At 57.6% G+C, this 14,667-nt stretch carries 13 protein-coding genes; 11 read left to right on the top strand and 2 right to left on the bottom strand.

Annotated features, from left to right (window positions below):
• Positions 1–15: 15 nt before the first annotated feature.
• The gene (locus ACWPM9_RS01570; RefSeq protein WP_484756520.1) at positions 16–1,473 is read right to left on the bottom strand and encodes a hypothetical protein; all 1,458 of its coding nucleotides are present in this window, start codon (positions 1,471–1,473) and stop codon (positions 16–18) included.
• Positions 1,474–1,775: 302 nt separating this feature from the next.
• On the opposite strand from ACWPM9_RS01570, the gene ACWPM9_RS01575 reads away from it, so the two are divergent.
• From ACWPM9_RS01575 to ACWPM9_RS01595, 5 genes are all read left to right on the top strand, one after another.
• On the top strand, positions 1,776–3,083 hold the full coding sequence (locus ACWPM9_RS01575) for an ABC transporter substrate-binding protein (RefSeq protein WP_484756521.1): 1,308 nt from the start codon (positions 1,776–1,778) through the stop codon (positions 3,081–3,083).
• Between the two features lie 123 nt (positions 3,084–3,206).
• Positions 3,207–4,088, top strand: coding sequence for a branched-chain amino acid ABC transporter permease (locus tag ACWPM9_RS01580; RefSeq protein ID WP_428188050.1), 882 nt, complete (start codon positions 3,207–3,209; stop codon positions 4,086–4,088).
• The gene (locus ACWPM9_RS01585; RefSeq protein WP_428188051.1) at positions 4,085–5,047 is read left to right on the top strand and encodes a branched-chain amino acid ABC transporter permease; all 963 of its coding nucleotides are present in this window, start codon (positions 4,085–4,087) and stop codon (positions 5,045–5,047) included. Before ACWPM9_RS01580 ends, ACWPM9_RS01585 begins: the two co-directional genes overlap by 4 nt.
• The gene (locus ACWPM9_RS01590) at positions 5,035–5,778 is read left to right on the top strand and encodes an ABC transporter ATP-binding protein (RefSeq protein WP_428188052.1); all 744 of its coding nucleotides are present in this window, start codon (positions 5,035–5,037) and stop codon (positions 5,776–5,778) included. The genes ACWPM9_RS01585 and ACWPM9_RS01590 overlap by 13 nt, the downstream gene beginning before the upstream one ends.
• A 1-nt stretch (position 5,779) precedes the next feature.
• A complete protein-coding gene (locus ACWPM9_RS01595) occupies positions 5,780–6,478 on the top strand; it encodes an ABC transporter ATP-binding protein (protein WP_484756522.1) in 699 nt (232 codons plus the stop codon).
• 6 nt (positions 6,479–6,484) lie between these two features.
• Here the strand turns inward: ACWPM9_RS01595 and ACWPM9_RS01600 are convergent, their stop codons facing one another.
• A complete protein-coding gene (locus ACWPM9_RS01600) occupies positions 6,485–6,949 on the bottom strand; it encodes a MarR family winged helix-turn-helix transcriptional regulator (protein ID WP_484756523.1) in 465 nt (154 codons plus the stop codon).
• Positions 6,950–7,259: 310 nt separating this feature from the next.
• On the opposite strand from ACWPM9_RS01600, the gene ACWPM9_RS01605 reads away from it, so the two are divergent.
• The 6 genes from ACWPM9_RS01605 to ACWPM9_RS01630 all read left to right on the top strand — a co-directional run bounded on the left by ACWPM9_RS01605 (position 7,260) and on the right by ACWPM9_RS01630 (position 14,646).
• A complete protein-coding gene (locus ACWPM9_RS01605; protein WP_484757567.1) occupies positions 7,260–8,690 on the top strand; it encodes a 6-hydroxynicotinate reductase in 1,431 nt (476 codons plus the stop codon).
• A gap of 20 nt (positions 8,691–8,710) precedes the next feature.
• Positions 8,711–9,637 (top strand): UPF0280 family protein, encoded by a 927-nt coding sequence (locus tag ACWPM9_RS01610; RefSeq protein WP_484756524.1) that lies wholly within the window; start codon positions 8,711–8,713, stop codon positions 9,635–9,637.
• A complete protein-coding gene (locus ACWPM9_RS01615) occupies positions 9,630–10,211 on the top strand; it encodes an amino acid synthesis family protein (RefSeq protein ID WP_484756525.1) in 582 nt (193 codons plus the stop codon). Before ACWPM9_RS01610 ends, ACWPM9_RS01615 begins: the two co-directional genes overlap by 8 nt.
• Positions 10,208–10,792: an amino acid synthesis family protein gene (locus ACWPM9_RS01620; protein ID WP_484756526.1), complete on the top strand. Its 585-nt coding sequence runs from the start codon at positions 10,208–10,210 to the stop codon at positions 10,790–10,792. Before ACWPM9_RS01615 ends, ACWPM9_RS01620 begins: the two co-directional genes overlap by 4 nt.
• 69 nt (positions 10,793–10,861) lie before the next feature.
• On the top strand, positions 10,862–12,937 hold the full coding sequence (locus ACWPM9_RS01625; RefSeq protein ID WP_484756527.1) for a hydantoinase/oxoprolinase family protein: 2,076 nt from the start codon (positions 10,862–10,864) through the stop codon (positions 12,935–12,937).
• The gene (locus ACWPM9_RS01630) at positions 12,934–14,646 is read left to right on the top strand and encodes a hydantoinase B/oxoprolinase family protein (protein ID WP_484756528.1); all 1,713 of its coding nucleotides are present in this window, start codon (positions 12,934–12,936) and stop codon (positions 14,644–14,646) included. Before ACWPM9_RS01625 ends, ACWPM9_RS01630 begins: the two co-directional genes overlap by 4 nt.
• The last annotated feature ends 21 nt before the right edge of the window (positions 14,647–14,667 follow it).

The raw sequence follows: 14,667 nt of genomic DNA on the forward strand, positions 1-14,667 counted from the left end.
CCGCGATGGCGAACCTTACCCCACAGTTGGCGTTGAAAGCAGCCACAGCCCGAAGACAGTATAGAACACCATGACCATGGCCAGGAAAATCTGGCTCACGGTTGCGCGATGCGAATCACCGAAGTGGCGAAGCGCTATCATGTGTGCCAGCAAAATGCCGACACAGTGACCCAAAACGATGATCAGTGTTTGTACGATCCAGATGATCTGCACGCTGTCGATACTGGTGAGGAAGGATGCGGTTACATGCCAGCGAGCAGTGCCGAACAGGTCCCAGCCGAGGGCGAAGGGATCAGAGACAACGGCATAGAGATACTGGCTATTGATGAGTATCAGGGTGAGATAATGCGCAGCGTGAAATGCGATCGAAATCGGAACGATTGAATAGACCAGATGGCAGGACAGACGAAGGACAGCGGAAGGAGATCGCTCGCCTGCGGCCCATCCGCCGGCCATGACAGCTGCAAGATATAGAGACGCCAGAACCAATGGAGCAGCAATCAGACCAAAGCTGTTGGATAATGTGACGGCACTTCGACCCGGAAATTCCAGCGGGTTTACACCGACGGCAGCCAACCATGTGAAAGTCTCCGAGAAGCCGTCGAAGGATGCGGTGCCGAGGGTCAGCAACAGAAATAATGCCCCGGAGATTGGTGGGCCCGCAACATCGAGGCATCGCTGGCCGGGCCATGAAAGATAAACCGTGTTGCCTTTTCTTTCCTCGTTCGCGGGCGCTGCCGAAAGCGGCGCGAGCATGCCGATCATGTGGAAATAGACAGAGAAGGGTTCTGCCCGCTTCGACCATTCCTTTTCGCCAAATATGGCCATCGCGCAAAGTGTGAACAGCCAGTAGACGGAGACGACATGGGCGAGGTGCGATGGATCTTCCGGTGCGAGCGAGACCAATTCATACCAGGCAAAGAGCAGGAACAGGATGATCGCTGGTGCGTATCCGAGGCGCGCAGGCATGGTCATAATAGGCGTGATGCCGAGCGGACGTCCTGTCCATTTTCGCAATACTGCCAGCGGGCCTGTCCATGGGTTGAACCAAGGCCAGAGATTGCCGAAGACGGCCTGAAGCAGTGTGAAGCCCACCCAGAAAAACGTCCACACAAAGAGCGGAAGTGGGTTTTCCAGAGGGTCCGATGTCGAGGCAATGCCCGTGGCTAGCAGCAGAAACAGAAGAACGGTGCTGACAATGCTGGTTGCCGTGGGCGGCGGGAAACGAAGGTTGGAGAATACGATTGCCGCGTTCGTTGCACATTCAAACACGCGAGCCGGTATCAAGAGAAGAATAGCGAAAGATGCTGCAACAGCGATCGCCCCTCCTATCAGATAGTAATTTGTTGGAAGGAGCATGACGAGCCCGCGCTCTGTGCCGTGGGCGAAGGCCTCACCGGATGTGAAGACGAAGTCGCTAAAGGCAAGTGTCGCGAGCAAGCCGAACGGGAGACGGCAGCGGCGATCTTTCATGACATGGTTCAATGATTTTCTGGTCAAGTGAATATCCGAAAAGCCGAATTGAAGATCTGTTGGACGCACATTTCTGGCGGCTCAATCGCTCAACATCGAGACGCCCGATGGCGCAAATGCTACACTGAAATAGAGTTCATTCGTATGCAAACATGATGCGTTTTTCTTCTCTGGCGGAAGTCGCAATTTCAGGCTGTCGAGGCTGGCTTCTTGTCAAGCTTCAAACATCGTGATTTGTTAGTAGACGAACGATCCGCCGCAACAGAATGTCGGACGTCATTTCCACTAAGAGGGGAAATTCAATGGCCAATAATATCATCAAGCCGAAATCCAGTCTCACCCGCCGCTCCACACTGCTTGGAATGGGAGCGGCAGCGGGTGCCGGTCTCGTATCCTCGGCTGCGCCCGGTTTCGTGCGCTATGCCCAGGCACAGACATCCGAGCCCATCAAGCTCGGTCTCGAACTGCATCGCACAGGTATCGGCGCATCTTACGGTCGCTGGTACGAACGTGTTGCGAACGCGGCGGTCAAGATTATCAACGACGAGGGTGGCATCAACGGGCGCCCGGTCGAGCTTATCGTCGAGGACGACGGCACCGATCCCAAGCGGGCTGCCGAAGTTGTCGAAAAGTTTGCGACCCAGCACAAGGTCGACCTTGTGTTCGGTACGCTGTTCTCGCATGTGGTCGTTGGCGCCGCGCCGCGCGCCGGCGAACTGAAAATGCCTTATCTTGTGGTTTCCGAAGGCACGCACGTCTCATCCGGGAGCCTCAATCGTTACTGCTTTCAGCCAGGCATCTGCGACGTGCGCAGCCAGGTCATCTCCATGGCGCCTTGGATTACCCAGAACCTCGGCAAGAAGGTGACGATGATCTTCCCGGACTATGCGTTCGGTTACGATCACCGTGACAATCTCAGCTCTGCCATCAAGGCGCAGGGCGGTGAGATGCTGGAACTGATCGCCGTGCCGCCGACGGAGACGTCGTTCACCCGCTATCTGCCGCGCATCCCTTCGGACACGGACGTGCTTTACCATGTGATGGTCGGTCCGGCAGTTCTGACATTCGTCACCGAACTCGGACAGTTCTACGGATCGCAGCGTCCGGAAATCTTCGGATTCATCGATAGCATCGAAGCCGTGGATCTGGCGACGCCGCAGTTGAGCTTCCTTGAAGGCACGTATTTCTGGGAAGGTATGCCGCGCTACGCCCAGAAAGATCAGACCCAGTGGGACAAGATCTACCGCGAAGCCGTTGGTGTTGATGAAAACGGTGCCAGCGCCGCCGATCCGAAGGATATTTCCACTTACGCCCATATGTTTGGGGTGTGGGAGACGCTGTTCACGATCAAGCAGGCCATGGAGATGGCCGGCTATGGCGGTCCCGACGACAAGGCCAAGTTTATCGAGGCTCTGGAATCGATCGAAAAATTCGACGAGGGCCGCGATCATCCGCAGGGCGACAAGGTGTTCAATGGCAAGAACCACCAGTGCTATGGCCATCAGAACATCTCCAAGGTCGAAGACAGCAGGTTGAATGTTGTCCATCGCACGTCAATTGAAGACGGCATGTATGATGTGACGGCCGACTACACCAAGATGTCACTCTGATTGCTTGGCGTTACGGGGGCGTGCTCGCCCCCGTTTTCCATTGTGGCGGCTTTTTTTGCTTCCAGATTCAACAGGTAACCTTCGGGCGCCGGGTCTTGCTTCCCGCGCTTCAGGAGCAAGGCTTTGGCATTCGGACCGTTTTTTTTGCTCGCGACACTGGAGGGCTTGCTTCAGGCAGCTGTCCTAACGCTTACGGCACTCGGCCTTTCACTGGTGTTCGGCGTTATGCGCATCGTCAATGTCGCCCATGGGGAGTTTTACATGCTGGGTGCAGTCGTCGCCTGGTGGGTCGCCTCAATGGTCGGATTGCATCCTGCGGTCGGCTTCTTTGCCGCCCTGATCATCAGTCCACTGATTGTCGGTGCGGTTGCATTTGCCAGTGAGCGACTGATCCTGAAGCGACTGGACTACAATCCGGAATCGACGATCGTTGCTACTATCGGTCTACTTTACATCATCCAGCAGACGGTCTTGTTGACGTATGGGCCTGATGCTCGTCCGGTTCCCGCCCCGTTCTATTACCGCATCCAGTTTCCGTGGTTTGGCTATTCTGGCTATAATCTATTTGTGATCGCTGCCGCCATCGCCTTGCTGTTGGTGGTCTGGTTCGTGCTTAGCCGCACCCGACTTGGTCTGATCATGCGGGCAACACAGTTTGACCGTGAAACGGCGCAAGCCTTCGGGATACCGATCGAGCGCGTTTACGCCTTCGTCTTCGCCGCTGGCGCAATGCTTGCGGCAATCGCTGCAGTGTTGATCGTGCCAATCCGTCAGGCACACTATCTGATGGGCCTCGATCCGCTGCTGCTTTCCTTCATCGTCGTCATCATTGGAGGGCTTGGCAGTCTGCGCGGCACGGTGGTCGCTGCTCTCTTGATTGGCTTGAGCGACGGCATCATTTCGGTATTCTTTTCCCCCACGCTTGCCAAGATGATTTCTACGCTGCTGGTGGCCTTGGTGCTGGTGTTCAAGCCGGAAGGTCTGTTTGGAGCAAAGGCACGATGAAGATGTCACTCTTCGGTCGCGTTCTGGCGCTTCATGTCGGCGTCATTGCACTGCTTTTCGTGCTGCAATTCGTGCTGCCTGATTATCATCACCTGGCCATGACCCGTGTCATGCTGCTCGCCATCTATGCCATGGGCTACAATATGCTGTTCGGCTATACGGGGCTTTTGAGCCTTGGCCATGCCATGCTGTTTTCTGCGGGACTTTATGGTGCCGGCCTGACCGCCTATTACACCGACTGGGGTGTGCCCGTGGCGTTTCTGGTGGGGATTGGCTGTGGCTTTAGCCTGTCTTTGGTGATCGGTCTGGTGTCTCTCAGAACCACAGGCGTTGCCTTCATGATCGTGACCATGATGTTTTCCCAGGTAGCCTATCTGACAATCACCTATTTCACCGACTATACCCGCGGTGAAGAGGGGCTCACCATGCCGCAGGCGGCGCGCAGTTTCGATCTGGTCGGGTTGCATATCGATCTGACCGATGCCACGCAGCGCTATAATCTGGCGCTCATTCTTCTCTCGATTACGATGATCGTGATCTTCTCGGTCGTCAAAGGACCAATCGGGCGCGTGCTGATTGCAATCCGCGAAAATGAACCACGAACGGTGATGCTCGGCTACAATACATTCCGGCTGAAGCTGATCGCCCTTGTGATTTCAGGCACCATCTCCGCGATGGCTGGTGCTGCCTATGCGCTGTTGTTTGCCTATATCGGCGCGACCTTCGCCACCATCCAATATTCGATCGAGCCCTTGTTGTTCACGCTTCTGGGCGGGGCTGGCACTATTCTCGGACCGCTGCTCGGCACCGTCGCCATGTTCTACATGATCGATATCGCCAGCGAATATACGACAGCCTATCTGTTGGTGACCGGTGTTGCGCTGGTGCTGCTGGTTATCTACTTCCCCAAAGGCATCCTCGGGACCATCCGGGAAAGGTGGTTGCCATGGCTGCCATGACATTGCTCAGCACAAAAGGTCTCAGCCGCCACTTTGGTGGACTGAAGGCGGTGGAAAACGTCGATTTCGAAATCCGTGAAGGTGAGATCCGTGCGTTGATCGGACCCAATGGCGCTGGAAAGACGACGTTCGTTTCGCTGCTATCGGGGCGTATAGAGCCCACCGCCGGCAAGATCCAGTTTCAGGGCCGCGACATTACTGCTGATCCGGCCCACAAGCGTGTTCGCGAGGGCATTGCCTACACATTCCAGATCACCAGCATCTATCCGACGCTGTCAGTTTTTGAAAACGTGGCGTTATCTGTTCAAAGCGCGATGCGACGGGTGACAGAGGCTGGTCCAACTGACCGTCTAAACCTGCATGACAAGACGCTAGAAGCGCTAAGGCGCGTCGGACTTTCAGATCGTGTTGATGAGCTTGCAGGCACTATGGCCTATGGTCACCAACGCCTGCTGGAGGTGGCAATGGGACTAGCTCTTGAGCCGAAACTTCTCATTCTCGATGAACCGACGCAGGGTCTTTCCGATGGAGAAATCGAGAACTTCTGTGCTCTGGTGAGGGAGATTGCACACTCTGCGACGGTGCTTCTGATCGAGCACAACATGCCTGTTGTCATGCAGCTTGCCCATACCATTACCGTTCTCAATCACGGTGAGATCCTGGCCAGCGGTTCGCCGGAGGATATCCGTGGCGACAAGGCTGTTCAGGCAGCTTATCTTGGAGCTGGCTGACATGCTGCAGATTTCCGATCTCGACGTTTATCACGGCAACAGTCAGACGCTCAAAGGCATGTCGCTTTCGGTTCACCCTGGGGAAGTCTTGTGTCTTCTTGGTCGTAACGGTGCCGGTAAGACGACGACACTTCGGGCCATCATGGGGCTTATTCGGGCGAGGGCCGGCAGCATCATGCTCGACGACAAGGAACTGACCGCACTTGCCCCACATGAGGTGCCAAGGCGCGGCATCGGTTATGTGCCACAGGGGCGTCGCCTGTTTTCAGAACTGACTGTCCGCGAGAACCTGGAAATAGGTCTGATGACGCGCAATAGTCCGCGTACGGTACTGGATGAGGCGCTTGCACTCTTTCCACGCCTGCAGGAGAGGATGACCCAGGTTTCGGGAACGCTTTCCGGTGGCGAGCAGCAGATGCTGGCAACGGCGCGTGCGATGTGCGTCGATCCGTCCGTCATTCTGCTGGATGAACCGACAGAAGGACTGATGCCATCCATGATTGCGACGATACGCGAAGTGATCGTGGCCCTTAGAAGCCGCGGCAAGGCGATCCTTTTGGTAGAGCAACGCGTGGAAGCGGTTCTGTCGGTTGCTGATCGCGTGTGCTTCATGGAAAACGGTAAGGCGCAGGCCGTCGTGCCCGTTCAGGCGCTACGTGATGATCCGTCTTTGCTCGGACGCTATGTGGGAGTTGGCTAGCCTATCTCAGGTGATCTTGCGGATCAGTTCGATCAGCATCATGCGTTCGCCGGAGGTCAGTGGTTCGAGCGTTTTATCGGTTGCCTCGACTGCAGCAGGCAAGTGCTGATCGATGGCGGCGAGGCCATCTTCGGTCAGCGACAGGATCAACCGGCGTCCGTCCTTCGGATCTGGCTCGGTGCGAACAAAGCCGCGCTTGACCATACGGTCGATCACACCTTTGATGGTAGCGACGTCCATTGCCGTTTCGCGGCCGAGCTGATTTTGCGAGCAAGGCTGGATTTGTCGTAGCTTGGTGATGGCCGCCCATTGGGTCGTCGTCAATCTGTCTCCAATGAGGGACGTGAAGATGGAGACGTGGCGCTGATTGGCCTGGCGGAGGAAAAAGCCGATCTGCTGATCGACCTCGTATTCATTCGCCTGGGATCGTTTGTTGTCGATCTTTTTATCGTTTTGCCGGTTTACGGCCATGGCGTTTTCCGATCGGCCGTTGAGGGCGTTATATTGGGTTTAGCTGTGCTGCGGCGATTGTCAACGCTGTGCGGAGATGCTGCGAGGATGCGGGAGATTGGTGGCTACTTACCGCGTAGCTCCTTTTCCGAGACTAGCAGGATTTCCCGGCGTCTCCTGCACTCTCGCCGCGCTTGACAGTCCACAGAGAGCGGACAATACTCATTTGTACACAAATGAAATTTGGTGCGAATTTCAGGAGGCATGCGTGGTCAAACAACAGGTCGGAAGTACCTTGAATGGCAAGATCCGCTGCGATGCCTGTCCGGTAATGTGCTACATTGCCGATGGTCGCTCCGGCGCTTGCGACCGCTACGCCAACGAGGCGGGTGAGTTGATCCGCGTCGATCCTTTAACTGTCATCGAGGCGACCGAAGCAGAGGGCGGAAAGCTCGTTCCTTTCCTGCCTGCAGGCGGATCGGCGGATTGGGACGGCGACATCGTTCAGTCGCGCAATGCCTTTGTCACGGCGGTTGGTGCCGGAACCACCTATCCAGACTACAAGCCTGCTCCGTTCATCGTGTCGCGCAAGGAAAACGGCGTCGACATGGTCACGGTCGTGACGGAAGGCATTTTCAGCTATTGCGGCGCGAAGGTGAAAATAGACACCGACCGCTATCTGGGGCCTGAAGCAGCGGCCGTGCGTGTTGACGGCGAACAGATCGGTCATGTGATGACCAGCGAATACGGATCACAGATGCTGTCGCTTGGCGGCGTGCATCATCTGACGGGCGGCTCCAAGAAGGAAGGCCGCGTCACCTGTGACGCTCTGTTAAAGCTTTGCAATCGCGACTCTGTCGCGATGGAAATCGATGGTGGGTCGACGCTTGTTGTTGCGGCCGGCAAAGCACCGATCATCAACGGTGAAGAGGAAGTCCGCATGCGGGTCGGCTGTGGGTCCGCGACGATTGGCATGTTTGCGCGCCAGTGGCTAGGCCATGTCGATGAAGTGGTTGTGGTCGATGACCACATCACCGGCGTTCTTTCGGAACATCAAGCCGGCAAGCTTCTGGATATCCCCCCGAGCGGCATCAAGATCAAGGGCAGACGCTCCACGCCCGGTCGCTATTTTCAGGTGGCGGAGCCTGGCACTGGCTGGGGCGGTACCAATATCACCGATCCGCTTTCCATCCTCGGCGATTTCGATGGCAAGGCTGCCTATCCGGGACTACGGCTGTTGATGGTGTCCACCACCGGCGAGCAATTCGGATATTATATTCTCGACGAGAACCTGCTGCCCGTCTTGCAGACGACACTGCCGCAGTCGTTGCAGCAGTCGGTCGATATCATCGAGGAAAATTGCGAGCCAGCGCTTGCTTCTGTTCTCTTCATGGGCGGTGCCGGTGGCAGCCTTCGCGCAGGCGTTACCAGCAATCCGGTGCGGCTGACACGGTCCGTGAAAGACGCATTGACCCATGTGTCGTGTGGCGGTGCGCCAGCCTATGTCTGGCCGGGCGGGGGTATTACGGTCATGGCCGATGTGACGCAGATGCCGAGCAATTCCTTTGGCTATGTGCCGACACCGGCGCTGGTTGCCCCGATCGAATTCACCATGCGCCTTTCAGATTATCAAGCCTTGGGCGGACACATGGACGCCGTGGTTCCGCTTGAGGAAGCGGTATTGCTTGCCGAGCGCAAGATCGCGACTGTGTCGTCCGGGGCCTGGCCGACGGACAGTCGTAATTTTCGCTGGGGTGCGTAGTGGGGCGAGGAGTGACGACGGTGGCTGGAGCGTCGGCCTTTTATCTCGATGGACATGCAGAGGGGCGGCTGCATTTGCAGCATGGTCCCATTGATTTGGTCATCGGTGTCGACCTCGCCTCTGCGAGCATGCCTGGTAGCCGTAGGCTTGCCTTTGAGGCTGCGCATGCCCGCTTTTCCACGATCCTGGAAGAGTTGGTCTCGGAACTGCCGTATCTAAAGACGCGTGCTCGGCAAAACAGTGCGTTGCCCATTGGTGCGGTCGCGCGTCGTATGGTGGCGGCTGTCACGCCTTTCGCAAATGATCATTTCATTACGCCGATGGCAGCGGTGGCGGGATCGGTAGCCGACGAAATACTGGCGGCTATTCTCGCTGCATTTCCAACCCCGGCACGTCCGGTCCGGATCTATGTCAACAATGGCGGCGACATTGCGCTGCATCTTGAGGCTCGTCAGGAGTTCCGTATCCGCATGGCGCGCGAGGATGGAGCCGCTTACGGCGATCTGGCGATCCGTCACGAGGATGTCAGTCGCGGGATCGCCACCAGTGGCCGTCGTGGACGCAGTCTATCAATGGGCATCGCCGATTCTGTGACCGTTGCCGCTGGAAGTGCTGCGGCTGCCGATGCTGCTGCGACACTGATCGCCAATGCGGTCGACGTGCCTGGCCATGCTGCGATCGAAAGAGCTCGTGCGATCGATGTCGTCGATGACAGCGACCTTGGTGAACGATTGGTAGTCACTGCTTGCGGTGTACTCCCAGCGCAGGACGTTGATCGGGCGCTTGAAGCCGGATTATGTAGAGCCGATCACTTTGTCGCCGAGGGGCTCATTCAGCGTGCCGGACTGTTTTTGCAGGGGGAGGGGCGCCTTGCCGGTCTGACCTCCTCGCGTCAACCTTCACCCAAAATTACGCCAAAGCCAATGGAGCATCGTCACCATGCCTGAACCCAAAGTGCGCAAGTTCGCCATTACCATCGAGGATATCTATCACGAGGGCGGAAAGCCGGTGACGGAGCCTTTGAAGAAGGGGACGATCCTGGCCGTAATCGAGAATCCTTTTGCCGGAAGCTATCACGAAGAAATTTCCGGTTTCATGAAGGACTTGGAACCATTGGGCGTAGATATGGCAAGACGGCTCTCCGAAGCGCTCGGTGGCAAGGCGGCGATTGAAGGCTATGGAAAGGGCGCCATTGTCGGTCAGGCTGGCGAACTGGAGCACGGCGCGCTCTGGCATGTGCCCGGTGGCTATGCCATGCGCGAAATCCTCGGTGACGCCAAGGCAATCGTTCCATCCACCAAGAAGGTTGGCGGCCCCGGTACACGGCTTGATGTTCCGGTTACCCATATCAATGCGTCCTATGTCCGCAGCCATTTCGATGCGATGGAGGTCGGGTTGACGGATGCGCCGCGTGCCAACGAAATCGTGCTGGCGCTGGTCATGACCACTGGCGCGCGTATCCACGCCCGTGTTGGTGGCCTGAAAGCCGGTGAGATCAAGGGTGAGGATGGGTTGCGATGAGTGCCGAGATCCGCAAGATCACGGTGTTTGTGGAAGAGGTGTTGAGCGAGGCCGGACAGTCGATCTCGCCGGCTACCCGGCGTGCTGCTGCCGTTGCGGTCATCCGCAACCCGTTTGCGGGCCGATACATCGAGGATCTTGCTCCGCTGATCGCGTTCGGGAGTGAACTTGGAGCCATTTTGGCGCAGCGCTGTGTTGATGCTCTGGGCGTCGATGCCTCGCAGATCGAAAGCTATGGCAAGGCGGCACTTGTCGGTGAGGATGGCGAACTGGAACATGCAGCAGCCCTTCTGCATCCCGCTATGGGGAAGCCGGTTCGAGATGCCGTTGACGGCGGTGCTGCCCTTATACCGTCATCAAAGATGCGCGCAGGGATGGGCGCCGTGCTGGACGTTCCGCTGGGGCATAAGGATGCAGCTTTTGTTCGCTCCCATTTCGACGGCATGCAGGTGCGCGTGAGCGATGCACCGCGCGGCAACGAGATATTGGTGGCGGTTGCCTTGACAGATAGCGGTCGGCCGCTGCCGCGTGTTGGCGGTCTTACCAAGGACCAGATCATAGGCAAGGACGGGCTGCGCTGAGCAGCCAGCCTGCATTGCGGCAGCCGACACAAAAATTCAGTTCAACGAAAACAATAATTGGGAACGACCGTGCAGGAAAAAACAACAACTGGTGTTCCGCGCCAGTCCCAGGTGGCTGGCGTCGATGTGGGTGGTACATTCACCGATCTGGTGCTCTTCGATTCAGAACATGGAACGGTTCGGCTGGCAAAGACGCCGACAACTCTGGATAATCAGGCGACCGGCGTTCTCAATGCGCTGGATGCTGCAAATGCGGACATCGCAGCGCTCGACCTGATCGTGCATGGCACGACAACCACGACGAATGCGGTGCTTGAGCGCAATCTCTGCAGAACCGGTCTCGTGACCACCATGGGCTTTCGAGACGTGCTGGAACTCGGTCGCCGGACCCGTCCGCAGGCCTATGGCATGAAGGGGCATTTCGTCCCGATCATTCCACGCGATCTTCGCTATGAAATTCCGGAACGTATGGATGCGCGCGGCAATGTTCTGGTTCCGCTTGATGAGGACGCATTACGGTCGGCCATGGAGGAACTTCTCGCTAGAGGTTGCGAGGCTCTGGTCATTCACTTTCTCCATTCCTACGCCAATCCAGCGCATGAATTGCGCGCGGGTGAAATTGCCCGCGAGATCTGGCCGAATGGCAATTTCACCATTGGTCATACCCTGCTGTCCGAAAGCCGCGAATTCGAGCGTGGCGTGACGGCGGCGGTGAATGCTTCTGTTCAGCCGCTTTTGCGGCGCTATGTCGAACGCCTTGCAGACCAGCTTGCAGGGCGTGGCTATCGTCATGATGTCCTGGTGATGAACGGCAATGGCGGTATGGTTTCGGCGCGCCATGTAGCTAATGAGGCCGCAAAAACTGTCATGTCTGGTCCCGCATCCGGGGTCATGGCGGCAGCCTATACGGGGAGGCGTGCAGGCATCCCCAATCTCATTACCTACGACATGGGCGGCACATCAACAGATGTTGCGCTGATCCGCGACGCGGAGCCTGCGGTCTCGAACGAGATCGAGATCGAATATGCGATGCCGATCCATGTCCCTATGGTGGATGTGCGCACAGTAGGCGCTGGCGGCGGCTCGATAGCCCGCATCACGCCAGCCGGTCTCCTGCAGGTTGGGCCAGAAAGTGCCGGTGCGACGCCTGGACCAATCTGCTATGGTCGGGGTGGTACTCAACCGACGATCTCGGATGCCAACATGCTTCTCGGTCGCCTCAATCCGGCTCGGCTCAATTCCGTTCCAGGTGGCCCGACAATCGAAAATATAGCGACGATTTTCGAGGAGACGCTCGGCAGGCCCTTGGGCGTGAATGCGATAGAGGCGGCGGCTGCGGTGATCCGGATTGCTAATGCGCGTATGGCCGATGCCGTGCGCATGGTATCGGTGAGCCTTGGGGAGGACCCAAGAGATTTTGCACTGTTTGCGTTTGGCGGCGCCGGACCGCTGCATTCGACAGCGATTGCGCGAGAGCTTGGTATTCCCAAGGTGCTGACGCCATCGCGGCCCGGGATTACCAATGCGCTTGGATGCGTGGTGGCAGATCTGAGGCATGATTTCGTCAATACCGTTAACCGCCCCGTCCATTCGGTGGATATTTCCGCCGTGCACGAGATTTTCTCGAAGCAATCCGCAGAAGGCCGTTCCCTGATTGCCAAGGAAGCGGTGGCGATCCGAGATATTCGCGAGATCTGGTCCGTGGACATGCAGTTTGTCGGACAGACGCATCTGCTGCGCGTACCGCTTTCGTCGGCGACGCCTTCGATCGAGGAATTGCAGGCTCGATTCGAGGAGGTCTATTTCCAGCGGTTCAGGGTCGATCTGGCAGATATCCGGGCGAGCCTGGTGAATATCAATACCTCGGTCATCGGTCGCCGTGCTGAAATCGATTTGTCCCTGTTGATCGATGCTGATGGACGCAAGGCAAGTCTTGCGGATGCACAGACGGGCAGCCGTCCGGTCTGGTTCGGTGAATGGACGGAGACGCCTGTCTATTGGCGCGATCATTTGCCCGCTAACGCCGCGATTTCCGGCCCGGCCATTATCGAGCAGATGGATACGACCATCATCATCGAGCCCGGCGATATCGGTGGGCAGGATGCCGACGGCAATATCATCATCACGCTTGGAGTTGCTGCATGAGTATCGATCCAATCACCCTCAGCGTCATCCAGTCGGGGCTTCAACAGGTCTGTGACGAAATGGACCTGACCTTTTCACGCGCTGCATTCTCTCCGGTGATTGCCGAGGCCAATGACCGCTCTGACGGCATCTATTCTGCCGAGGATGGGTCTCTCATTGCGCAAGGGGCAGGCGGTCTCCCGGTCTTCGTTGGTACGATGCAATATTCGACCCGGACCCTGATCGAGATGATCAAGGCTGGAACGGTGGCTGCGCCGAGGCCCGGCGACATTTATATCGTCAACGATCCTTATCTCGGTGGCACGCATCTGATGGATGTGCGCTTTGCGATGCCGGTCTATCGCGGCGGCGAGATATATTGCTGGCTGTCCAATACCGGTCACTGGCCGGATACAGGTGGTGCTGTGCCAGGTGGTTTTTCGGCATCGGCGACCTCGGTGGAGCAGGAGGGGCTTCGTCTTCCTCCGGTTAGGTTGTTCAAGGAAGGCAAGCTTGACCAGGAAATCTATTCGATCATCTGCTCGAATATTCGCGTGTCGGAACAGCGGATTGGGGATGTCAAAGCCCAAGCAGCAGCGCTGCTGGTCGGCGAACAGCGATTGTGCCGCATTTTTGATCGCTATGGCGACGATACAGTGCGGGAGGCTATCGCTGAATTGCGAACGCGCGCAGCGGATCAGATGCGGGCCTATGGACGGCAAATCCCTGACGGCATCTACCGGTCGGTTGCCTATGTCGATAGCGACGGGGTGGTGAATGAACCGCTTGAGATCCGTCTGGCAATCACGGCAGCCGATGGCGAGCTCGAGTTTGACTTTGCCGGCTCATCGAGACCCTGCATGGGGCCGATGAATTCGGTTCTGGCGACGACGCTTTCGTCGGTTTACCTCGCCATGCGCCATATCTTCCCCGATGTGCCTATCTCTGCCGGCGCCTTTGAGCCTTTGCATGTCAAGCGACCCGAGGGGACTTTTCTCGATGCGCAATATCCGCGGCCCGTTTCAGGTTGTGCGGCCGAAGTCTCTCAGCGCATTGCGGAAGCAGTCTTCAGCGCGCTCGTGGAGGCTTTGCCGGATCGCGTGACCGCTGCTCCGGCAGGCACCTCCGGCAATTTTGCGCTTGGCGGCTTTGACCCGGAACGCAATCGCGGTTTCGTCATGTACCAGATATCCGGTGGCGGCTATGGCGGGAATGCCGATACAGATGGTTTGTCCAACGGTTGCTCAACCATTGGCATTTCCAAGGCACCTCCGGTCGAGATCATGGAGCAACAGTTCCCTGTTCTCTACCATCGCTATGCTTTGCGAGAGGGATCGGGCGGTGCGGGACAGCATCGCGGCGGCTTCGGTCTGGACTATGAGGTTGAATTGCTGCGCGGGCACGCGACGGCAAGCTTCGTCATGGATCATGGTCGTTTCGGACCGCCCGGCGCGCTGGGTGGCGGAGATGGATTGGCGAACTCCGTTACGGTCTGGCGCGATGGTCAGCCCATGGTGCCGGAGCATTTGTCGAAGGCGCAGGATATTCCGCTCAAACCCGGCGACCGCGTGCGTGTTGGCACACCCGGCGGCGGCGGCTATGGCAATCCCATGCAACGGGCAACTGCCGCAGTAGCTGAGGATGTTCGGCTTGGTCGCTACACGATCGATCAGGCTCGGGAACTTTTCGGTGTTACGATTGACGAGGCTGGTCACGGCGTGCGGATATAGACGTGGAGGGCATGCCGGGTC

This window comes from Agrobacterium sp. H141 (genome assembly GCF_057158725.1).